This window comes from Paenibacillus tritici (genome assembly GCF_018207515.1).
Lineage (GTDB): Bacteria > Bacillota > Bacilli > Paenibacillales > Paenibacillaceae > Paenibacillus_AQ > Paenibacillus_AQ tritici.
The window spans coordinates 1,223,073-1,244,033 of sequence record NZ_CP073365.1; the positions used below are offsets into that span (position 1 = coordinate 1,223,073).

General features: G+C 55.3%; 17 protein-coding genes and 1 other annotated feature. Of the genes, 12 read left to right on the forward strand and 5 right to left on the reverse strand.

The genetic code is table 11. The features are described 5' to 3' along the window. Window positions 1–154: 154 nt before the first annotated feature. From gltB to KDC22_RS05160, 3 genes are all read left to right on the forward strand, one after another. Window positions 155–4,750 carry a glutamate synthase large subunit gene (gltB, locus tag KDC22_RS05150; protein WP_211723892.1) on the forward strand — a complete coding sequence of 1,532 codons (4,596 nt, stop codon included), beginning with the start codon at window positions 155–157 and terminating at the stop codon, window positions 4,748–4,750. A 462-nt stretch (window positions 4,751–5,212) separates the two neighbouring features. After that, complete coding sequence (locus KDC22_RS05155) at window positions 5,213–6,139, forward strand: ABC transporter ATP-binding protein (RefSeq protein WP_173136567.1); 927 nt, start codon at window positions 5,213–5,215, stop codon at window positions 6,137–6,139. After that, window positions 6,132–6,920, forward strand: coding sequence for an ABC transporter permease (locus KDC22_RS05160; protein WP_173136565.1), 789 nt, complete (start codon window positions 6,132–6,134; stop codon window positions 6,918–6,920). Before KDC22_RS05155 ends, KDC22_RS05160 begins: the two co-directional genes overlap by 8 nt. A gap of 48 nt (window positions 6,921–6,968) precedes the next feature. On the opposite strand, the gene KDC22_RS05165 is transcribed toward KDC22_RS05160, so the two are convergent. Together KDC22_RS05165 and KDC22_RS33725 are read right to left on the reverse strand one after the other, a co-directional pair. After that, window positions 6,969–7,421 (reverse strand): bactofilin family protein, encoded by a 453-nt coding sequence (locus KDC22_RS05165; RefSeq protein ID WP_211722276.1) that lies wholly within the window; start codon window positions 7,419–7,421, stop codon window positions 6,969–6,971. A gap of 22 nt (window positions 7,422–7,443) precedes the next feature. Continuing rightward, window positions 7,444–8,694 carry a peptidoglycan DD-metalloendopeptidase family protein gene (locus KDC22_RS33725; RefSeq protein ID WP_281424963.1) on the reverse strand — a complete coding sequence of 417 codons (1,251 nt, stop codon included), beginning with the start codon at window positions 8,692–8,694 and terminating at the stop codon, window positions 7,444–7,446. A gap of 201 nt (window positions 8,695–8,895) precedes the next feature. Here KDC22_RS33725 and cls point away from each other — a divergent pair, with 201 nt between their 5' ends. Both cls and KDC22_RS05180 read left to right on the forward strand, forming a co-directional pair. Beyond that, window positions 8,896–10,326: a cardiolipin synthase gene (gene cls, locus KDC22_RS05175; protein ID WP_173136561.1), complete on the forward strand. Its 1,431-nt coding sequence runs from the start codon at window positions 8,896–8,898 to the stop codon at window positions 10,324–10,326. Window positions 10,327–10,494: 168 nt separating this feature from the next. After that, complete coding sequence (locus KDC22_RS05180) at window positions 10,495–11,403, forward strand: YitT family protein (RefSeq protein ID WP_211722277.1); 909 nt, start codon at window positions 10,495–10,497, stop codon at window positions 11,401–11,403. A 166-nt stretch (window positions 11,404–11,569) separates the two neighbouring features. On the opposite strand, the gene ligD is transcribed toward KDC22_RS05180, so the two are convergent. Genes ligD through ku form a run of 3 tightly spaced genes read right to left on the reverse strand, consistent with a single transcriptional unit; the run spans window position 11,570 to window position 14,461 of the window. Continuing rightward, window positions 11,570–12,466 carry a non-homologous end-joining DNA ligase gene (gene ligD / locus KDC22_RS05185; protein ID WP_211722278.1) on the reverse strand — a complete coding sequence of 299 codons (897 nt, stop codon included), beginning with the start codon at window positions 12,464–12,466 and terminating at the stop codon, window positions 11,570–11,572. A gap of 29 nt (window positions 12,467–12,495) precedes the next feature. Further along, window positions 12,496–13,488 carry an ATP-dependent DNA ligase gene (locus KDC22_RS05190; RefSeq protein WP_343221921.1) on the reverse strand — a complete coding sequence of 331 codons (993 nt, stop codon included), beginning with the start codon at window positions 13,486–13,488 and terminating at the stop codon, window positions 12,496–12,498. Then, window positions 13,481–14,461 carry a non-homologous end joining protein Ku gene (gene ku, locus KDC22_RS05195; RefSeq protein ID WP_211722279.1) on the reverse strand — a complete coding sequence of 327 codons (981 nt, stop codon included), beginning with the start codon at window positions 14,459–14,461 and terminating at the stop codon, window positions 13,481–13,483. Before ku ends, KDC22_RS05190 begins: the two co-directional genes overlap by 8 nt. Window positions 14,462–14,609: 148 nt before the next feature. On the opposite strand from ku, the gene KDC22_RS05200 reads away from it, so the two are divergent. The 7 genes from KDC22_RS05200 (at window position 14,610) to KDC22_RS05230 (ending at window position 20,432) form a co-directional block, all read left to right on the forward strand. Then, window positions 14,610–14,789, forward strand: a complete 180-nt coding sequence (locus KDC22_RS05200; RefSeq protein WP_211722280.1) for a hypothetical protein — start codon at window positions 14,610–14,612, stop codon at window positions 14,787–14,789. A gap of 15 nt (window positions 14,790–14,804) precedes the next feature. Next, window positions 14,805–14,990, forward strand: a complete 186-nt coding sequence (locus tag KDC22_RS05205) for an H-type small acid-soluble spore protein (RefSeq protein ID WP_211722281.1) — start codon at window positions 14,805–14,807, stop codon at window positions 14,988–14,990. A 175-nt stretch (window positions 14,991–15,165) separates the two neighbouring features. Continuing rightward, complete coding sequence (tsaE, locus tag KDC22_RS05210) at window positions 15,166–15,657, forward strand: tRNA (adenosine(37)-N6)-threonylcarbamoyltransferase complex ATPase subunit type 1 TsaE (RefSeq protein WP_211722282.1); 492 nt, start codon at window positions 15,166–15,168, stop codon at window positions 15,655–15,657. Then, window positions 15,654–16,490: a tRNA (adenosine(37)-N6)-threonylcarbamoyltransferase complex dimerization subunit type 1 TsaB gene (gene tsaB / locus KDC22_RS05215; protein WP_211722283.1), complete on the forward strand. Its 837-nt coding sequence runs from the start codon at window positions 15,654–15,656 to the stop codon at window positions 16,488–16,490. The genes tsaE and tsaB overlap by 4 nt, the downstream gene beginning before the upstream one ends. Next, window positions 16,487–17,011 carry a ribosomal protein S18-alanine N-acetyltransferase gene (rimI, locus tag KDC22_RS05220; RefSeq protein WP_173136547.1) on the forward strand — a complete coding sequence of 175 codons (525 nt, stop codon included), beginning with the start codon at window positions 16,487–16,489 and terminating at the stop codon, window positions 17,009–17,011. The genes tsaB and rimI overlap by 4 nt, the downstream gene beginning before the upstream one ends. After that, window positions 17,008–18,057 carry a tRNA (adenosine(37)-N6)-threonylcarbamoyltransferase complex transferase subunit TsaD gene (gene tsaD, locus KDC22_RS05225; protein ID WP_211722284.1) on the forward strand — a complete coding sequence of 350 codons (1,050 nt, stop codon included), beginning with the start codon at window positions 17,008–17,010 and terminating at the stop codon, window positions 18,055–18,057. The genes rimI and tsaD overlap by 4 nt, the downstream gene beginning before the upstream one ends. Before the next feature lie 448 nt (window positions 18,058–18,505). Beyond that, window positions 18,506–18,794, forward strand: a binding site (T-box leader). 75 nt (window positions 18,795–18,869) lie between these two features. Beyond that, window positions 18,870–20,432: a 2-isopropylmalate synthase gene (locus KDC22_RS05230; protein WP_211722285.1), complete on the forward strand. Its 1,563-nt coding sequence runs from the start codon at window positions 18,870–18,872 to the stop codon at window positions 20,430–20,432. Window positions 20,433–20,961: the final 529 nt, after the last annotated feature.

The following is a 20,961-nucleotide window of genomic DNA, read 5'->3' on the forward strand; positions in this document are numbered from 1 at the left end:
TTTGTTAATCAAGCTCATAAAAAAGTTTAAATTGCACTGATGTCAGCGCGATGATAAAATAATAACACCAATTCTGCCTGAATAATTATTAAGATTTTCCGCTGAAAAATTTTCCTGGAATTCCGTCTACTTTATAATAGAAAGGTTGCGTATGATGAGACACACTGAACTGCCCGGCAAACAGGGCCTTTATGATCCCCAGTTCGAAAAAGACGCTTGCGGCATGGGATTTGTCGCCCATATTAAAGGCAAACCGTCCCATGATATTGTTAGCAATGCGCTGACTATGCTCTTCAATATGGAGCATCGGGGGGGCCAGGGAAGCGAGCCGAACTCTGGTGACGGAGCCGGCATCATGCTGCAGATTCCTCACCGGTTCTTCGCCGGCGAAGCCGCCAAGCTGGGCTTCGAGCTTCCTGCACAGGGCCATTATGGCGTGGGCATGATCTTTCTGTCTCATAACGAGGAGATCCGGGCCCGCCATGAGGCACTCCTGAGCGAGATTATCGCTGAAGAGGGCCAGCAGATCCTCGGCTACCGTGATGTGCCTACCTTTGATGAGATGCTCGGCAAGACGGCTAAGGCTGCCAAGCCTTATGTACGCCAGGTATTCATCGGCCGCTCTGAAGGAATCAAGGACGACCTTTCTTTTGAACGCAAGCTGTATGTCATCCGCAAACGCGCGGAGCTGTCCATCCGCTACGGCGGGGGAGAAGAAGGCGAATCCTTCTATGTGCCAAGCTTATCCTGCAAGAAGATCGTATACAAAGGTATGCTCACCACTGTTCAGGTAGGACAATTCTATCTGGACCTTCAGGATGAGACCCTGGAATCTGCAATTGCGCTTGTCCACTCCCGCTTCAGCACCAACACCTTCCCTAGCTGGGAACGTGCCCACCCTTACCGCTTCATGATCCACAACGGTGAAATTAATACCCTTCGCGGCAACGTCAACTGGATGCATGCCCGCCAGTCGCTGTTCAAGAGCGAGGTGTTCGGAGAGGATCTCGGCAAAATCAAACCGGTTGTGAATCACGACGGCTCCGATACCGCAATGTTCGATAATACCTTTGAATTCCTGTACCTGAGCGGACGCTCCCTGCCGCATGTGGCGATGATGATGGTTCCTGAGCCTTGGAGCAATCATGACAGCATGGACGCGAAGAAGAAAGCCTTCTACGAATACCACAGCACTCTGATGGAGCCATGGGACGGGCCTGCCGCAATGGGCTTCACGGACGGTGTGCAGATCGGGGCTATCCTTGACCGTAACGGATTGCGTCCTGCGCGCTACTATGTAACGAAGGATGATCTGATTATTCTCTCCTCCGAAGCGGGTGTCCTTGATATTCCGGCTGAGGATGTACTATACAAAGACCGGCTGAGACCAGGCCGTATGCTGCTCGTGGATACGAAGCAGGGCCGGATCATCTCTGACGAAGAGGTCAAGGCGGAGATTGCCTCCGAGCAGCCTTATCAAGAGTGGCTGGATGAGCATCTGATCGGCCTCGATGAGCTTCCGGATGCGCCGGAGCTTCCGAATCCGAAGCATGATAACGTGCAGCAGCTGCAGCAGTCCTTCGGCTACACCTTTGAGGATCTGCGCAAGGTGCTGGAGCCTATGGCTTCGACTGGCGCTGAAGCAGTCGGCTCCATGGGTTACGATTCCCCGCTGGCAGTGCTGTCAGACCGTCCGCAGCGGCTCTACAATTACTTCAAGCAAATGTTCGCCCAGGTAACCAATCCGCCGATTGATGCCATCCGTGAAGAGCTGGTAACCTCCACGGCGACCACCATCGGACCGGAACGCAACCTGCTGAAGGCTGAACCGGAGAGCTGCCGGCAGATCTCGCTGGCTTCCCCGATTCTCTCGAACGAGGATTTCGCCAAGCTGCGCCATGTTCGCCGTGCAGGCTTCAAGTCGATGTCGATCCCGATTCTTTTCCCGGCTGAGCTGGGGGCAGAAGGACTGCGCATCGCGCTTGAGCGTATGAATGAGGCCGCAGACCGCGTAATGGGCAAAGGTCATAATATTCTTATTCTGTCCGACCGGGGTGTAGACCGCGAGAATGCCGCTATTCCGGCACTGCTGGCTGTCTCCAGTCTGCATCACCATCTGATCCGCTCGGGAACACGGACCAAGGTCAGCATTCTGCTGGAGTCCGGTGAACCGCGTGAAGTTCATCATTATGCGCTTCTGCTTGGATATGGCGTCAGTGCGGTCAATCCTTATCTGGCCTTCGAGAGTCTGGATGATATGATCGGCCAAGGCCTGCTCCGCGGAATCTCACATGAGAAGGCTGTGAAGAACTATATCAAGGCAGCTACGAAGAGTGTTGTCAAAATCCTGTCCAAAATGGGGATCTCCACCATTCAATCCTACCGCGGCGCACAGATTTTTGAAGCGGTTGGGCTGAATTCGGAGTTCGTGGACCGCTACTTCACCTGGACACCTTCCCGGATCGGCGGGATTGGCCTTGCGGAAGTGGCTCAAGAAGCGCTTGCCAGCCATAACCGCGCCTTCACCGACAAAGACGGCAACGACAAGGTGCTCGATTCCGGCGGTGAATACCAGTGGCGCAGTGACGGGGAAGAGCATCTGTTCAATCCGCAGACCATTCATCTGCTGCAGCATTCGGTGCGCAGCGGAGATTATGAGATGTACAAGAAGTATGCGGCACTCGTTCAGGGCGAGAGCGAGAAGCACCAGACGCTGCGTTCGATGCTCCAGTTCAGAAGTACGAATGCCCCTATATCCCTGGATGAGGTAGAATCGGCTGAGTCGATCATGAGACGCTTCAAGACCGGCGCGATGTCCTTCGGTTCGATCAGTAAGGAAGCGCATGAGACACTTGCGATTGCGATGAACCGTATCGGCGGCAAGAGCAACACCGGTGAAGGCGGGGAAGATCCGGCGCGCTTCATTCCGGATGCCAACGGCGATTCCCGCCGCAGTGCGATCAAGCAGGTGGCATCGGGACGGTTCGGCGTAACCTCTAACTACCTGGTGAATGCCGACGAGATTCAGATCAAGATGGCACAAGGAGCTAAGCCGGGCGAAGGCGGACAGCTTCCGGGCCGCAAGGTATATCCTTGGGTGGCAGAGGTCCGCGGTTCCACAGCGGGCGTAGGGCTGATCTCGCCGCCGCCGCATCATGATATTTACTCGATCGAGGATCTGGCGGAGCTGATCTATGATCTGAAGAATGCCAATCCGCGTGCCAGTATTAACGTGAAGCTGGTCTCTGAAGTCGGCGTAGGCACCATCGCCGCCGGTGTGGCCAAGGGCCGCGCTGATATTATCCTGATCAGCGGTTATGACGGCGGTACCGGCGCTTCGCCGATGAACTCTATCCGTCATGCCGGACTCCCTTGGGAGCTGGGGCTGGCGGAGACTCACCAGACGCTGATGCTGAATAATCTGCGTGACCGTGTCGTGCTGGAGACAGACGGCAAGATGCTGAGCGGACGCGACCTCGCGGTAGCTGTTCTGCTCGGTGCCGAAGAATACGGCTTCGCCACTGCGCCGCTGGTTGCTGTAGGCTGCATCATGATGCGCGTATGCCAGATGGATACCTGCCCGGTGGGCGTAGCTACACAGAACCCGGAGCTTCGCAAGAACTTCATGGGCGATCCGCAGCATGTAGTGAACTTCATGACCTTTGTAGCACAGGATCTGCGCGAGATTATGGCAGAGCTGGGCTTCCGCACCATTGAAGAGATGGTCGGCCGCACCGATTGCCTCGATGCGGTGAAGGCTTCCGCGCACTGGAAGAAGAAGGGCGTCGATCTGAGCAGTCTCCTGCATACTCCGGCTATGCCGGAAGGAAGCACCCGCTTCCGCAGCAAATTCCAGAACCACGGCCTGGACGAAACGCTGGATGTAACTCATCTGCTGGATATTGCTGCACCTGCGCTGGAATCCGGCACTGCAGTGGAAGCCTCCCTGCCGATCACGAACGTCAACCGTGCAGTGGGGACGATTCTGGGCAGTGAGCTGACACGCAAGTATGGCGCGGCAGGGCTGCCGGATGACACTATCCGGCTGCATTTCACCGGATCGGCCGGACAGAGTCTGGGCGCATTCGTACCGAAGGGCATCACCATTACGGTCGAAGGCGACTCCAATGACTATGTCGGCAAAGGGCTGTCCGGAGGCAAGCTGATTATCAGACCTTCCCGCAAGGCAACCTTTGCGGCGGAAGATAATATCATCATCGGGAATACGGCGCTGTACGGAGCGACCGGCGGCGAGGCCTACGTCAGCGGCATCGCCGGTGAACGGTTCGCCGTCCGCAACTCCGGGGCGAATGTAGTTGTTGAAGGTGTGGGCGACCACGGCTGTGAATACATGACCGGCGGCCGTGTGGTGGTGCTGGGTGCAACGGGCCGCAACTTCGCAGCTGGGATGTCAGGCGGTATCGCCTATGTCTATGATCCTGACGGCACGTTCATCAGACGCTGTAACCTGGAGATGGTGCTGCTGGAGCGTGTGGAGGAAACGGATGAAATCGCTGAGCTGCATGGCCTGATCACACGTCATACCGAGCTTACAGACAGTAATGCAGGCAAAGCGATTCTCGATTCATGGGATCAGGCGCTGCCGAAGTTTGCCCGGGTCATTCCGAAGGATTACAAACGGATGCTTGAGCAGATCCGCAAGGTGGAGAGCAGCGGGCTGACCGGTGAGGCTGCGCTGATGGCTGCTTTTGAAGCGAATATGCGTGAGCTTGCCCGTGTGGGCGGTTAAGATTCTAATCTAAGTTATTCAAGAGACCATGTCTTTCCATTGCGGAAGGATGTGGTCTTTCTTTAAAATATAAAAATTTATATGTTCCACATGATAAATTATCCTTCTATTTCTCGCTGAAACGGCTACGCTGTCCTTTAAAGGACGGCGTAGCCGTTTCTACTTGCTATTCCTGCATATTTTTCCGGTTTTCAGGAAAAAGGTAAACTGTGGTAAAATATAAAAATGGTTGAAACGGGTTTTGGATATAACAATAAAGTGTAAGTAACGGAGGGGATGTTTGGAACTGTAGGAGCGGTAGCGTCCGCCTTTAGGTTTGGATTTCTACCGCAACCAGCGGTTTTAATCAGGAAATTCAAACCTAACAGCGGCCGGAAGTCCAAACATTACCCGCAGTTACGATGGACACTTTAATTACAATCTCTACCCGTTTCATCCCAACCGACGAAAGGAAGTGAAGTTATGCCGAATACGGCAGAAGTGGTAAAGCCGGTGGCCAGTCTGATGGGGGTCACCAAAAAGATCGGCTCCAAAACGCTGGTCAGCGACTTGACACTCGATATTCCACCCGGGCAAATCTTCGGATTCCTGGGACCGAACGGAGCCGGTAAAACAACAACCATCCGCATGATGGTAGGACTTATCTCCATCAGCCGCGGAGATATTCTGATCTGCGGACGCAGTATTAAAGACCATTTTGAAGAGGCCATAGCCAATGTAGGGGCCATCGTAGAGAATCCGGAGATGTACAAGTTCCTTACCGGATACCAGAATCTGCGCCAGTATGCCCGCATGGTGCCCGGAGTAACCAAAGAGCGTATTAATGAAGTGGTCAAGCTGGTCGGTCTTGGACAGCGGATCAATGACAAGGTCAAAACCTATTCCTTGGGGATGCGCCAGCGTCTGGGGGTAGCCCAGGCCCTCTTGCACCGGCCGAAGCTGCTGATTCTGGATGAACCGACCAACGGACTGGACCCGCAGGGCATCCGCGAGCTGCGCGATTATCTGCGTCAGCTGTGTCAGACCGAGGGCACAACGGTGTTTGTCTCCAGCCATCTGTTATCCGAGATGGAGCTGATGTGCGATAGTGTAGCCATTATCCAGAACGGCCGTCTGATTGATGTGAAGCAGCTGAAGACGGTTGGTGATGTATTGATACCGGTGGGCGAAACCTTCTTCGAGGTGGATAATCCTGAAGCTGCGCTGGCCCTGATCGGCCAAGGTGTGCTGAAGGAAGGCGGAGTGGCGGTAGGGGCGGCACGTGAGGAGATTGCCGAGCTGAATGCGAGGCTGGTAGCCGGCGGCATTAAAGTGTACAGCATCAAGGCGCTGTCCCGTTCGCTCGAAGATCAATTCTTGGAAATTACAGGAGGTGAAGGCATTGGGTGAGTTCGCTGCTCTCATACATAATGAGAATATCAAGATTTTCAGACGTCTGCGGACATGGATTATGCTGTTCATTCTGGCACTGATAAGTGCGCTGTTTCCTGCGCTGATTCATTTCACCAGCAATGGCAATGATGTCACCGGGATTTGGGACAGCTTTCAGACCACAATGGCTATCGCTTTTTTCCTGAACACTATCTTCACAGCTCTGGTGGCTGCTGACTCCGTTGCGGGCGAATTCACCTGGGGAACGATTAAGCTGCTGCTGATCCGCCCTTGGAGCCGCTCCAAGATTCTGCTCTCGAAATATCTGTCCATGGTCATCTTCAGTCTGATTAGTACAGCGGTGCTGATCGGATTCGGGTATGGCTCCGCGCTGATCTTCTCTTCCTCGGCAGTAGAGCCGTTAGGCGGGAATGTGATGAGCTGGAGTCAGGGGGAATATGTCTTCCTGCTGATTCTGTGCAGCTATATTGAGCTGTTCCTGACGGCAGCTATTGCCTTCATGATCTCCAGCGTCTTCCGTTCAAGCGGCCTGGCGATTGTACTGTCGCTGTCCATCATGTTCACCAAAGATATCTTTATCGCCATCTTCAGCCCGGAACGGTATGAATGGGCGAATTATCTGATCTTTGCCCATATGAATCTGAGCAACTATCTGCTGACGGACACCGGTCCGGGAGGAGCTACGCTGGGGTTCGCCATTGCGGTCCTGGCCGTGTACTATGTTATTCTCATGGCGGTATCATGGATTGTATTCCGTAAAAGAGATGTCGCTGCCTAATTAGGCAGCCGGGCGGTACAAGCGTACAGGAGGCTGGAAATAAGCGGCTCATGCGCCTTCCAGACTGCTCTGTTTATCCGCTCTGCGTTTGCCTGTCTTATTCTTGGGAGTGACCGTATGCAGCCCGCCCGCTGTCTCAGTGGCGGGCTGTTCGGTCATGGTCATAGCCACAGCCCCGTTAACCAGGCTGCCTTCCGTAATGCTCAGGGAGCCGGCTGTAATGTTGCCGTGCAGTTGTCCGGTTCCGGTAAGGATCAGCTTCCGCTGGGCCGTTACGTTGCCGTAGACCGTGCCGGCGACAATGATCTCCTGCGCCTCGATACTGGAATGGACCGTGCCTTGTTCACCCACCGTCACTGTGCCTTCGCACAGAATCTCCCCGCTGAAGTTCCCTTCAATCCGCAGGTTGGTATCGCAATGTACCTTCCCTTCGAGCGTGCCTCCATACCCGATAAGCGAGTCGGTGGACGGGTATGAGCTAGTCTGCCGTCTGTTCCACATGCCTGCATTCCCCTTTCTGTTCTTAAGGATTCACATAATTGAGCGGATTCACCGGCTTGTTCTGCTTCACGACCTGAAAATGAAGATGGGGACCGGTGCTGCGTCCGGTGCTGCCCAGCATTCCGATCTGCTCGCCTTTGCTGACCGTGTCACCAGGGGAGACCAGCATATGATTCAAATGCATGTACCAGGTCTCGAGTCCGTTATCATGACGGATCACAACATATTTGCCTCTGGCCCCCATCTGCTCTGCGGAGATGACCACTCCACCCAATGCCGCGTATACCGCATCTCCGATATTCCCCGCAATGTCAATTCCGGAATGATAGGCGGAGCTCCCCTTGAAAGGATCGGAGCGGTACCCGAAGCTGGAGGTAATGATCTTCGAGCCGGTTGGCCACATTACGGCCCGGGTTAGTCTGGATTGCTTCTCCTGTGCTTGCTTCGCCTGAAGTTCTGCCTTCACCTTATTGGCTTTCTCTGCCTGTGTAATGGTGATCGGGATACTGTTGATCATCTCATCCAGCAGGCTGTGGATCTCCTCAAAGTCGTCTTTCGCTTCCTGGACCAGCTTCTGCGGATCTTCCTCATAGACGGCGATGTATTCACCGCCAACCTGCGGATTAACCGTACTGCGCAGGGCCTTCCCGGCAGCTCTGATCCGAAAAATAGCGGCAGGCGAGCCGGCGGAAGGTACAGCTTCGGGCTGCTCCTGAATGAATGGACCGGCGCTTAACCGGCTGACTCTTCCGTAGGTTCCTGCGGCTGCGGCGCTGAGTTCCGGCGGGGCCGGGAGTAACGGCTGGCTGCCTTTACCGGAAGCGGAAGCTGCGGAGGATGTCGTATCGGCGTCGTACGTTCCGTCACCGGCATCGGCACCTACACCAGCAGGAGAGCCGGTCTCCTTGTCGATCAGCGATTGAAGCTGCTGCTCCAGCTCCGTCACACTCTTCAGCTTGTCTTTAATGTCCTCAGCTTCCTCCGAGAGCTCGGTCACCTGGCCGCGAAGCTGCTGGAGCGCCTGATCCTTATCGGCAACCTTCAGCTCCATGCGGATATTAGTCAGCGATAATGCTGCTGCTTCGGCCTCCAGCTCTGCGATGGACCGGGAGGCATGAATATGCATGGAGGTGACCAGACTGGAGAGGGACAGGGCGGCTGCGGCAGGCAGGGCCAGCGCGTAGGACTTCGACATCTCCAGCTGTCTGACGGGCCTTCCGGCCTCACGCATAACGAGCAGCTTAATCTTTTTATGACCTGGCTGACTCTTCATAACGTCTCCTTACTGCGGCTTGGGCAGCCGCTTGGTATGAATGACTGATTGCAACCTGTTCATGGTGCTGGGGCTTATCCGGTTCGTCCTACTACTCTATGTATTCCATAACTAAGGTGAACATGACAACGGTTTACTTGAATAAAGAAGGAGAGTTAAGGCAAAACCTGTAGTAGTCATGCATTTTTCAGGAGGCCTAGGATGAGGATATTTGCCGTTATATTATGCTTATTTATTGTGCAGCTTGCCATCATATTAGGTTCGGAATACCGGCGTCCGCAGAGAGCCGTCGCCTGGCTATGTATAACATTCTGCTGCCCGCCGCTGGGGCTGCTGTTCTATTATTTCCTGGGACGCGATTACTGGCAGAGCCGCAAGCTCGGCACAAGATGTGTCTCCCTGCTGCGCGAAATCCGCGCCCATATCACCGGTAAAATTCACAGGGTCAAAAATGTGGAGGAGACGGGTAATCCCGGGTTTGTGGACCGCCCTGAGCTGCTGCATCTGCTGAACGGACTGGCAGAGAGCCACGTTACGCAATATAACCGGTGTGAGGTGCTCTCCGGCGCGCAGGAGGCTTATAAGTCTATGCTGGAGGCGATGGAGGGCGCGCATGAGCATATCCACATGGAATTTTATATTTTCCGGGAGGATGGGATCGGCAGGCGGTTTCAGGAGCTGATGATCCGTAAGGCACGCCAGGGGGTGAGAGTACGTCTGCTGTGTGATGGCCTTGGGAGCCATAAGCTGAGCCGGAGCTTCGTGAATACGCTGAGGAATGCGGGGGTGCAGGTGCATTTTTTCTTGCCTCCGCTGACTGCGCTGCCGGACCGCCGCTTCAATTTCCGGAATCACCGCAAAATCCTCGTCGTTGACGGACTGGCCGGATTCACCGGAGGAATGAATATCGGGGATGATTATCTGGGCAAAAACCCGAAGATGGGGGAGTGGCGGGATACGCATCTGCGGCTTGAAGGGGATGCTGTATATCAGCTGCAATATGTGTTTCTTAAGGACTGGAGGCTGGTAACCGGAGACGTTCTCAGCCATCCGCGGTTTTTCCCTGATCATGCCTGCAGCGGCAGGGAGGCGGTTCAGATTGTAGCCGGCGGCCCGGATGGGGCGATTGATGTCACTCAGGAGATGTACTTCGCGTCCATCTGTGCAGCGAAGCAGCGCGTCTGGATGACCTCGCCGTATTTCATCCCGGACCCCGCAGTTTGCAGGGCGCTTAAGAATGCGGTGCTCAGCGGAGTGGACGTAAGGATCATCATCCCGGCGAAGCCGGATAACAGGCTGGTCTATTATGCAACGCTGTCTTACCTGGAGAATCTGCAGGATGCCGGGGTGAAATTTTACCGCTACACCGCAGGGTTCATGCATGCCAAAGTAATGATTATCGACAGCCTGCTGGCAACGGTCGGCAGTGCCAATCTGGATATGCGCAGCTTTTATTCCAACTTCGAGCTGACGGCGGTGCTGCTCCAGCCGGAGGTTATTGCCGAGCTGGCTGAGGACTTTAGCAGAGATTTGAAGCATAGCGAATACATTGATCCGATAAAGTTCAGGGAGCGCGGCCGTAATGTCAAACGGATTGAGAGTCTATGTCAGCTCTTATCTCCGCTATTATGAGAGAAAAGATGGCTGAATCATCGTTTATCGAAGGTTATATCAATTTACATGCGTTATTTGAGGTTCCTTTATGATATAATGTGAATATAAGAAGAACAGGGGAGAAGGCACGCCTGTCAGCACTGCTTTCGTATACTTCTTAGATACACTATTTAGAGGGGGAGTTCTATGACTGTAAGCCAACATATCTTTACGAGTGAAGAACAGAAGAAGCCACAGAAGTCCGGAGTTTTTAAGACGGCAAGACTGGCCCAGCGGATTGTGATGATTATCATCGGAGCGGCTATGATGTCTGTTGCGCTTGAGATTTTTCTTGTTCCCAATAAGTTGATTGATGGCGGAATCACCGGTATTTCCATTATGTTGTCCCATATTTTTAATATACCGCTTGGTATTTTGTTAACCCTGCTTAACCTGCCGTTCCTGGTTATCGGTTATAAGCAGATCGGTAAGACATTTGCCTTATCTACGCTATTCGCTGTAATTGTGATGTCCATCGGAACACAGTTGCTCCATCCTGTTCATCCTATTACGGTTGAGCCGCTGCTGGCAGCCGTATTCGGAGGGGTAATCCTCGGCGTAGGGGTTGGACTCGTTGTCCGTTATGGCGGATCGCTTGACGGCACGGAGATTGTAGCCATTCTTGTGTCCAAGAGGCTTCCGTTCTCTGTAGGGGAAGTCGTCATGTTCTTCAACCTGTTTATTCTGTCCGGCGCTGGTTTTGTGTTCGGGTGGAACAATGCGATGTTCTCACTTATTGCTTATTACATTGCTTTTAAACTGATAGATATTACACTTGAAGGTCTGGATCAGTCGAAATCAGTATGGATTATCAGTGATAAGTTCCGCGATATCGGCGAAGCCCTGACGGAGCGTCTGGGACGCGGAGTAACCTATCTGGATGGTGAAGGCGGATTCTCCGGCGATAACAAGAAAGTGATTTTTGTAGTCATTACCCGGTTGGAAGAAGCTAAGCTTAAGACTATTGTGGAGGATTGGGATACCGAAGCATTCATCGCAATCGGCAATATCCATGATGTTAAGGGCGGCCGATTCAAGAAAAAAGCAATTCATTAGCGTAGTCAGCCCGAGCTGGAACGCTTCCGAAGGAAGGTATATTTACGAACGACAGATTAACCAATACGGCGGTTCTGACATGCTGCGCCGTATTCTCATATAGAATACCTTCCGTCCAAGATTTGGACGCCAGGATAAGCCCGCAGCCTGATAAGGCATTGCGGGCTTATTGCTGTCCTGGGGGCAGCTTGGCAATAATTGCTTCGACAGGCTGGGGAGGAACCCCTGCGATCAGATCTCCTGTCCGGGCCAGACGGTCCTCAATATTCAGCAGGTGGTAATCTGTTGGCTTGACGTCCCGTTGCACTTCCTCCCACAGGAGGGGCGTTGAGACGGTGGCAAGCGGCCTGGCACGCGGGGTATACGGTGCAGCAAGTGTTTTGCCGCCGTAGTGCTGCAGGTAATCAAAGTATATTTTGTCCCCGCGGTGTTTCTTCAGGCGCTCCAGGGTGAAAAGATCAGGCCGCTTCTCCGTGACATAACGGCCTACGAAATGCCCGATCCGGCGCAGGTCATCGAAGGTTACGCCCGGCTCCACCGGAACGATAATCTGCACTCCGGTGGCTCCGGAGGTCTTCGGAACGGATTCCAGACCAAGCGACTTCAGCACCTCCCCCACAAGGGCGGCTGCCTCCATGATACGCGGCTCCTCTTCAAGCGAAGGGTCCAGATCAATCATCCATTCGCAGGGCAGTGTACTGCCGGCGTAATGTAGCGAGGGATGAAATTCCAGTGCGGCTAGATTGCCCAGCCAGAGCAGCTCCGGCAGCCCTTGCAGCACAATATAGGTAATATTCTCATGCACAGCCGTATGGACGTATTCCGGTAGCGGCTCCGGGGCGTTCTTCTGATAAAAGGACATTCCCGGCACACCGTGGGGATAACGGATCACCGTCAGCAGCCTGTCTTTGCAATAGCGCAACAGATAGGGGGAGAGGGCGGCCAGCTTTTGCAGATAAATCTGCTTGGTGATGCCGCGTTCAGGCCACAGCGGCTTATCCGGGTTCGTAATGGTAATCTCATGTCCCTCTGCGGTAATGGTGCCTCTAACCTTCTGCGGCATAACCCGGTTCCTCCTTCTGAGCTTAATGACTAACTCTTCTGATCCATCCGGCAGGATAATGGCGGCAGCCCGACCTGGGCTTGAATCACCGGCTGGCGGAAGGTGCCGGAGGGATTCCACTCCAGGAAATGCAGCTTGAACACCAGCTCCGGCTTAATCCAGACCGCGCCTTTGCTGCGCTCAGGAAGCTCTGCAAAAGGCATACGCTCCGTAATTAGCCCCTCTATCTGTGCGGTCAGCGTCCGCCAGTCCTGGACGGTCATCCTGCCCGCCCCGGCATGTCCGATATAATGCAGCTTGCCTGCATCATCATACAGTCCGAAGAGCAGCGCGTTGACCTGGCCGTCGCGGAAGGTGACGCCACCGGCGACAGCGGTGACATCGGAGATAATTTTGAGCTTCTGCCAGCGTCTGTCTTTGCCGCCGGGGGCATAGGTGCTGTTCAGGTCCTTGCAGACAATTCCCTCCAGACTGCCCTTACGGGCTGCGGAGAACAGCTGGGCAGGATCATGATAGCTCGGCACCTGCTGCACATGAGGATGGGGCAGCAGGTGCTCCTTCAGCAGCTCCTGCCGCCGGGACAGCGGCTCGTCCAGCAGCCATGAGCCGTTGCAGTACAGAATATCAAACACCATATACAGCACCGGAACCCGGGGCACTGCTACCGCAATCGCGGCCTCATTCTTCAGGCTGTCGCGCCGCATGACCTCGTGGAAGGAAGGCTTGCCGCCGCTTAGCGCTATAATCTCGCCATCCAGAATGACAGAGCCGGCCCGGCAGTAGGCCTCGGGCCTGGCGAGCTCGGGATACTGCAGGGTGCGCCGGTTGCCCCTCCGGTTAATCAGCTCAGCGCTGGTTCCGTCATAATAGGCGAGCATCCGTACTCCGTCCCACTTGATCTGGGCGATCCACTGGCTCCCGGAAGGAATCCCGTATGCCAGCACAGGTTCTAACGGAGTGAGCGGCTGCAGCTTCAACGAAGGGTAGGTGCCTGCCGCCCCAAGCGTCCGGCTTCTAGGCACCGGTACCCTTGCTCTTGGCCGTCCGGCGTTTCGGCTTCGGGGCGATCACCGGAATAGGTCCGGTGGCATCATCTGCAACCGGAGCAGCAGGCGTACCGGCGTCTGTACCGGTGTCTTTGGACTTGGCTGTCCGCTTCTTCGCACCGGCGGCTGTCCGCGGCTTCGCACCGCTGCCTGCCTTGGAGGGGCCGGGATCGGAAGGGATATGCTGCACGGCCTCGATACTGGCCTGGAGGGCCGCCATCAGGTCGATGACATTGTTCTCCTGGCGGGCCGGGGCAATATGGAACTCTTCTCCGGCAATCTTGTGCGTGATCAGATCAAGCATCCGCTGGCGGTAATCATCGGTATATTTGGCCGGCTCAAAAGGCTGGGACAGCTGAGAGATGAGCAGCTTGGCCATATCCAGCTCTTTGTCGTTGACCGTTCCCGGCTCCGGCAGGCCGGGTACCTGCGATACCGGACGGACCTCGTCCGGGTAGTAGATCGTCTCAATCGCGAGGCAGTCAGCCAGGACGCGGATTGCGGCCAGACTGCTTTTGGAGCGGATGGAGATTTTGGCGATGCCGATCTTTCCGGTCTGGCGCATGGCCTCCATCAGCAGACGGTAAGCATTGGCGCCGGCCTGATCTGGAGAGAGGTAGTAGGTTTTCTGGAAATAAATCGGGTCGATCTCCGTCAAATCCACGAAATCCAGAATTGTGATGCTCTTGCTGCTCTCCTCGCTGAGCTGGTCCAGCTCTTCCTTGTCGAACAGGACGAACTTCCCTTTCTCATATTCGTACCCCTTGCCGATCTCCTCCCAGGTGACTTCCTTGTCACAGACAGGACATTTGCGTACATAGGACAGCGGGCTGCCGCATTCTTTGTGGATATAACGCAGCGAGATGTCTTTGTCCTCCGTAGCGGAGAACATTTTGACCGGTACATGCACAAGCCCGAAGCTGATGGCTCCTTTCCAAACAGTATGCATGAGAATCGCCTCCTGATGATGTGTGTTATGGCTTAGTATGGAGCGTCAGGGCTGTTTCTAGCCGGATGCATGAATTGAGAAGTATGGGAAAAAATAAAGCGGTTCCGCTTAGAAAGAGGCAGAGTCTGCCCTTGTTAAAGGAGGCGCCATGGACAAAGAGCTGAATCACTGGAGCGATGCCTTGTCAGAGCAGGATATTCCGGCAGAGGCTGTCCAGTGGGAGAATATTATTGCCGACCCGGAGGATGCCGGGCTGGATGAAGCTGCAGCGCTGCTGGATGCCGAAGCAACGATAGGCGAACTTCCGGCGGAGGACGAGGATGAATAAGGAGGGAAGAGCAGAATGGATATAACACGGGCAAAGGATATTTACGACTCCAAAGACAAGATCGCGGTGCATCTTGACGGAGAGCCGGTCTGGATTGAGCATGTGGATACGGATAACGGCATGGCTACGGTTCAGGTAGGCTCCCGGCCGACTAATACACAGACTGTCGGGGTAGAACGGCTGGAGGAGCAGGGACATTAAGGTAACAGAGCAGGGGAACCTCCTGGGATCGTTATTCCGGGAATACCCCTGCTTTTTTGTTGTGTGGTCACTCCAGGACGGCCTGCGGCCTGTTGCGGTGCAAGTATCATACCGATATAATTAAATATATTGTTAACCGGTAAGGGATATTTAAATTAAGGTGGTCGTTGCAGTCTTGGACAATAATACAGAAACGGTGTTCACGTACCGTTCATTCGGCCTTCAGGATACGGAGGCGCTGGCGGCCGCTATTGCTGACGCGTCATCGGCGGGCATGGTGATCGGCCTGGACGGGGATTTGGGCGCGGGCAAAACCGCGTTCTCGCAAGGATATGCGCGCCATCTCGGCGTGGAGGGCATTGTGAACAGCCCTACTTTTACAATTATCAAAGAGTATGAAGGACGTCTGCCGCTGTATCATATGGATGTCTACCGGATTTCGGTGCAGGAAGCAGATGAGCTGGGACTGGAAGAGTATTTCTACGGCCAGGGTGTGAGCCTGGTGGAATGGAGCCGGATTATTGCAGACCTGATGCCGCCGCGGCATCTCCATATAGAGCTGAAGACAGCCGGCCCGGACGAACGGGAGATTACGGTGACCGGAATCGGAGAGCCATACGGCGAAGTGTGCCGGACGCTGATCCAGAAGTGGGGTAAAGAAATATGACGAACTCGAATATTGAGCCGCGCAAGCGGTTTTTGGCGCTGGATACCTCGACGGCTGTTCTGGGAGTGGCAGTGACGGCAGGCGGGGAGCTGCTGCATGAGATTAATGCTTCCGGGGAGCGGAACCACTCTGTCCATTTGCTGCCCATCATTGAACAGGCGCTTCAGGCTTCAGCAACTACTGCAGATAGAATCGGCGGAATCTCGGTTGGCATCGGCCCGGGCTCCTACACCGGAACGCGGATCGCCGTAACCGCAGCGAAGACGCTGGCCTGGGCCTGGAGCGTCCCGGTTACCGGCGTATCCAGCCTTCATGCGCTGGCCTGGGGCGGATACCATGCGGCTTTTGTGCAGCAGCCTGAAGCTCAGCACACGGAGCAGCCATCTGTGACCCCGGCGGCAGGACCCGACTGGATCATTCCGCTGATTGACGCCCGGCGGGGACAGGTCTACACCGCTGTATTCGCGGCAGACGGGGACAAGCCTCCCCGGCGGCTGGCGCCGGATGCCATCCGGCTGATGGCGGACTGGGTACAGGAGCTGGCCACGCGGCTTACGGAAGCCGCAGGCGAAGGCAGAATGCCGGGCAGCCTGTGGTTCGTAGGCGAGACGGCGCTGCATGGAAGTGCGGAATCACTGGCTCCGCTTATGGAAGCGGGCAATGTCCGCACCCTGCCGTATGAGCTTGAAGGCCGCTGGACCGGCTTCCTTGCCGAAGCGGGCATCTACGCGGAGAGCGGAGATCTGCACACGCTGATTCCCAATTATACGCAGCTGTCGGAAGCGGAGGCCAATCTGCGCCGCAGCAGCGAAGGGAGCCTGAACACACGATGATAGAACCGGAACCAGTAAGGGCTCAGGGGGCTGACCTTGTTTTTCGGCTGATGCGGCTTGAGGATATCCCTGAGATTCTTGTGATTGAACGGGAGGCCTTCACCATGCCCTGGACGGAGGAAGCCTTCCGCAACGAGCTGAACCATAATCATTTCGCCAAATATATGGTGATGGAGCTGGAAGGGCGGTTAATCGGCTATGCCGGAATGTGGGCCATTGTGGATGAGGCTCATGTCACCAACATCGCTCTGCTGGAGGCTTACCGGGGGCGCAAATGGGGAGAACGGCTGCTGGACGAGCTGATGCGAACGGCAGCTTATCTCGGGATGCAGTCGATCACACTTGAAGTACGGGTCTCGAACGAGGTGGCCCAGAATTTATATCGCAAAAAAGGCTTCCGGCCGGCCGGTACCCGCAAGGGTTATTATTCGGACAACCGTGAGGATGCGCTCATCATGTGGGCGGATCTGCCGGACTACGGGGAGCAAGCTGTAACGGAAGGAAGCGTGGACTTGAAATGAAGACAGACACGGGCTTACTTGAGCCTGTATTAATTCTTGCCATTGAGACGAGCTGTGACGAGACCTCTGTAGCGATCGTGAAGGACGGCTGTGAGGTGTTGTCCAATATCATCTCAAGCCAGATCGAGACCCACCGCGCATTCGGGGGGGTAGTGCCTGAAGTGGCCTCCCGCAAGCATGTCGAGGTGATTACGCTGGTGATTGAAGAAGCCTTAAGCACGGCAGGCATACATCCGCAGGAGCTGACGGCAGTGGCGGTAACCCAGGGTCCGGGACTCGTGGGAGCGCTGCTGGTTGGGGTAGTGGCTGCCAAAAGCCTTGCGCTGGCCTGGGGCAAGCCGCTCATCGGCACCCATCATATTGCCGGCCATATCTATGCCAACCGGCTGGTCCGGGAATTGAAGTATCCCAATATGACACTGGTAGTATCCGGCGGGCATACGGAGCTGGTCCATATGGAGCGGGAGGGCGAGTTCCGGATCATCGGGCGCACCCGTGACGATGCGGTTGGGGAAGCCTATGACAAAGTGGCGCGTGCCCTCGGCTTTCCTTACCCGGGAGGCCCGCATGTGGACAGGCTGGCCCATGAAGCGGAGGAGGCCTTTGTACTGCCGCGTGTCTGGCTGGAGCCGGGCTCCTATGACTTCAGCTTCAGCGGCCTGAAGTCTGCGGTGCTGAACGCGGTGAATCAGAGCAAGATGAAGGGACTTACGCCGGATGTGGCCGGAATCGCCCGAGGGTTCCAGGAATCCGTAGTGGAGGTGCTGGTGGAGAAGGCGGTCCGTGCGGTCCGCGAGTACAACGCAGGGCAGCTGCTGCTCTGTGGAGGCGTAGCGGCGAATAAGGGTCTGCGTGAAGCCCTGATCCGGCGCTGCGGGGCAGAGGGCATCGAGCTGATCATCCCGCCGCCGGTCTATTGTACGGATAATGCGGCGATGATCGGTGCCGCGGCATATGTGAAATGGAGACATGAAGGCGGGATTCCGCTGGATATGGTCGCCGATCCCGGCTTCTCGCTGGAGAAGTGGTCGGTAACTGCCTATTGACTTTGGGAGAAGCAGGCGGTTATAATCAGTTCAATTCAAGAAACTTATATTTGAACAAACGCAATGATCGGAAGCAGTAAGGTAACTCCGGGATAAGAGAGCTGCGGTATGGTGCGACGCAGTCGAAGGAGACCTGAACTCGTCCGGGAGCGGAGCGGTGGAAGCAGGCAGCTCGTTGTAACAGGAGCACTGACCGGAGTAATCCTTAATCCGGTGGCCTTATGTACACCGTTACGGTTAACCTCCGTGAGAGGGTGGTCAAGCAGGGGATTACGGAGTGAGAACTTCCGGAGAATCTTGCAGGACTTGGAGTGGGTATCGCAGGACAGCCGAAGCAAGTGGCTGAAGCCGGGTATCAACAAGAGTGGTACCGCGACAGTTAACAGCCTGTCGTCTCTTGAAGGAGACGACAGGCTTTTTTGTGCGCTTATCCAGGCACACATAGGAATGACACGCAATGATCGGGAGCAGTAGACGGCCAAGGTGAACAGAGAGCTGCGGGGAGGTGCGACGCAGACACCGGAGGCCGGCGAATCTCGCCCGTGAGCGGAGCGGCGGAAAGAGCACCAGGTACGCAGCTACGGATGTCCCCGTTACAGGACGGTTCATATCTCCCGGGCTTCGCGTTACGGAGCATGGGGATATGATGCTGAGCTGGACGCAGCTTGGGCTTGCAAGCAGGAGCCTTATGCGTCAACAAGAGTGGTACCGCGGAGGGGTGACCCGCCGTCTCTTATATGAGACGGCGGGTCTTTGTGTTTTTTTAGATGGTGACCCTTGAAGGATCAACCCAATATGAGGAGGAACTAACGATGATTATTCCGGTAAAGAAACGAATTCAGATCTTTGACACCACGCTGCGTGATGGAGAACAGGCTCCGGGGGCCAGTCTTACGCCCGAACAGAAGATTATTCTGGCTGCGAAGCTTGCCGAGCTGGGTGTAGATGTGCTGGAACCGGGTTTCCCTGTATCCAGTCCGGGCGACTTTGCAGCGGTGGAGACCATCTCCCGCAAAATTCAGGGACTGGAGATCTGCGGCTTCGCCCGCGCGGTCAAAGGGGATATTGATGCTGCTGTCCGGGCCACCCGCGATGCTGAGCGGCGGCGGATTCATCTGTTCATCTCCTCCTCCGACATTCATCTGCGCCATCAGCTGCGCATGAGCCGCCCTGAGGTTGTGGCTGCCGCGCGTGAGATGACGGCTTACGCCCGCCAGTTCTGTGATGTGGTGGAATTCACCGCCATGGATGCCGCGCGGACCGGAATCGACGATCTGATCGAGATGGTCGAAGCCGTGATTGAAGAGGGCGCGTCGATTATCAATCTGCCCGACACCGTAGGGTATGCGCTGCCGCAGGAATACGGCGAGATGTTCCGGCGTGTACGGCTTGGGGCGAGAGGCGGCGACAAAGTCATCTACAGTGCCCATTGTCATAATGATCTGGGCCTGGCCGTGGCGAACAGCCTGGCAGCGATTGAAGGCGGCGCAACGCAGATTGAGGTCACGGTGAACGGAGTGGGGGAACGTACCGGCAACTGTGCGCTGGAGGAGTTGGTTATGGCTCTGGAGACGCGCGGCGATTCCATTGGTGCCGAGACAGGAATTGTACTCGACAAGCTGTATGACACTTCGCGTATGATCAGCGGAGCGATGCATTTCCCGATTGCCTACAACAAGCCGGTTGTCGGCCGCAACGCCTTCCAGCATGAATCCGGTATCCATCAGGACGGCCTGCTGAAGGACCGCAGCACCTACGAGATTATGGACCCGGAACGGCTGGGCATCCCGCGCAGCATGATTATCCTGGGCAAGCATTCCGGCAGACATGCGCTGAAGGACCGCGCTGCGAAGTATGGAATTGCCCTGGATTCGGCGGAGCTCGACGCGCTGTACGAATCCTTCAAGGAGACGGCTGACCGCCAGAAGGCCGTCAGCGATGATGAGCTGCTGCGGATGGTCAGCAGCACCACCGGGCAGCTCGCCCAGGTATACGAGCTGGGCGAAGTGCAGGTGCTGGCCGGCAGCGCGCCGCGCCGGGTGGCCGCAGTGACGGTGCGCCATCTGCAGAGCGGCGCAGAGACGACGCAGACCAGTACCGGAGACGGTCCGCTGGAAGCGATCATTGCCGCCATCGGGCAAGGCATCGCTGAGGATATCCGCTTTGACGGCCTGGAGCTGCATTCTCTGGGCAGCGGCGGGAATGCCCAGGCAGAGGCTGCTGTAATGGTGGAGTGGAAGGACAGTAAATTCCGCGGCACAGCCATTCATCATGATATTGTGATGGCTGCGGGGATTGCTTATATTGCGGCCTGCAATGCGGCGCTGCTGTCCGATGCAGCGGTCGTGTATCCAGACACGGCTGTGAACGGCTAGAGCGAAGTTCCCCACAGCTTCAGAGCTGTCTGTTTCTAAATGCATCTGCCCATGTCAGTGCTGACATGGCAGATGTTTTTTGCTGATCTCAGTGACTACGTCTTTAACGTTTTATAGAGTTAGTTGGACAAACGTAGCTTAATTTCTCGATTTCTGACGTTTATCCGTAAGCAAGTGGAATAACAGCATCTAATGCTGCTGATTTTGCCGCTTTGACCTGAATTGTGATCCAGTAAGTGATGTTTATCCAACTGCTCTTGCAGCAGAACCCCATTCGTGCATCAGCAAGTGTAGATCATCTAACTGCTGTTGTTCTAAAAAACTAACATGATTTTTACTCTCAGCGGCTTTTGTCAAGCTGTGGACAACGTTATCCACATATTCCGCACGAGTTGTGTAAAAACCGTGTAAAATCAGCAATAACGCCTTTTTTCTGAACCCTATAAACAGGAGGTTATACAATGAAACATATTTGTGGGAATTGTGGATAATGTGGATAATTCGGTGGATAAAAAGTCCTTGACAAGCG

Excerpts from the sequence above, each read along its gene's own strand:
- tsaD (WP_211722284.1), top strand. The coding sequence starts at position 17,008 with ATGAAGACAGACACGGGCTTACTTGAGCCTGTATTAATTCTTGCCATT.
- tsaB (WP_211722283.1), top strand. The coding sequence starts at position 15,654 with ATGACGAACTCGAATATTGAGCCGCGCAAGCGGTTTTTGGCGCTGGAT.
- ku (WP_211722279.1), bottom strand. The coding sequence starts at position 14,461 with ATGCATACTGTTTGGAAAGGAGCCATCAGCTTCGGGCTTGTGCATGTA.
- KDC22_RS05205 (WP_211722281.1), top strand. The coding sequence starts at position 14,805 with ATGGATATAACACGGGCAAAGGATATTTACGACTCCAAAGACAAGATC.
- KDC22_RS33725 (WP_281424963.1), bottom strand. The coding sequence starts at position 8,694 with ATGAAGAGTCAGCCAGGTCATAAAAAGATTAAGCTGCTCGTTATGCGT.
- rimI (WP_173136547.1), top strand. The coding sequence starts at position 16,487 with ATGATAGAACCGGAACCAGTAAGGGCTCAGGGGGCTGACCTTGTTTTT.
- KDC22_RS05180 (WP_211722277.1), top strand. The coding sequence starts at position 10,495 with ATGACTGTAAGCCAACATATCTTTACGAGTGAAGAACAGAAGAAGCCA.
- KDC22_RS05155 (WP_173136567.1), top strand. The coding sequence starts at position 5,213 with ATGCCGAATACGGCAGAAGTGGTAAAGCCGGTGGCCAGTCTGATGGGG.
- cls (WP_173136561.1), top strand. The coding sequence starts at position 8,896 with ATGAGGATATTTGCCGTTATATTATGCTTATTTATTGTGCAGCTTGCC.
- KDC22_RS05230 (WP_211722285.1), top strand. The coding sequence starts at position 18,870 with ATGATTATTCCGGTAAAGAAACGAATTCAGATCTTTGACACCACGCTG.
- ligD (WP_211722278.1), bottom strand. The coding sequence starts at position 12,466 with ATGCCGCAGAAGGTTAGAGGCACCATTACCGCAGAGGGACATGAGATT.
- KDC22_RS05165 (WP_211722276.1), bottom strand. The coding sequence starts at position 7,421 with ATGTGGAACAGACGGCAGACTAGCTCATACCCGTCCACCGACTCGCTT.
- KDC22_RS05200 (WP_211722280.1), top strand. The coding sequence starts at position 14,610 with ATGGACAAAGAGCTGAATCACTGGAGCGATGCCTTGTCAGAGCAGGAT.
- gltB (WP_211723892.1), top strand. The coding sequence starts at position 155 with ATGAGACACACTGAACTGCCCGGCAAACAGGGCCTTTATGATCCCCAG.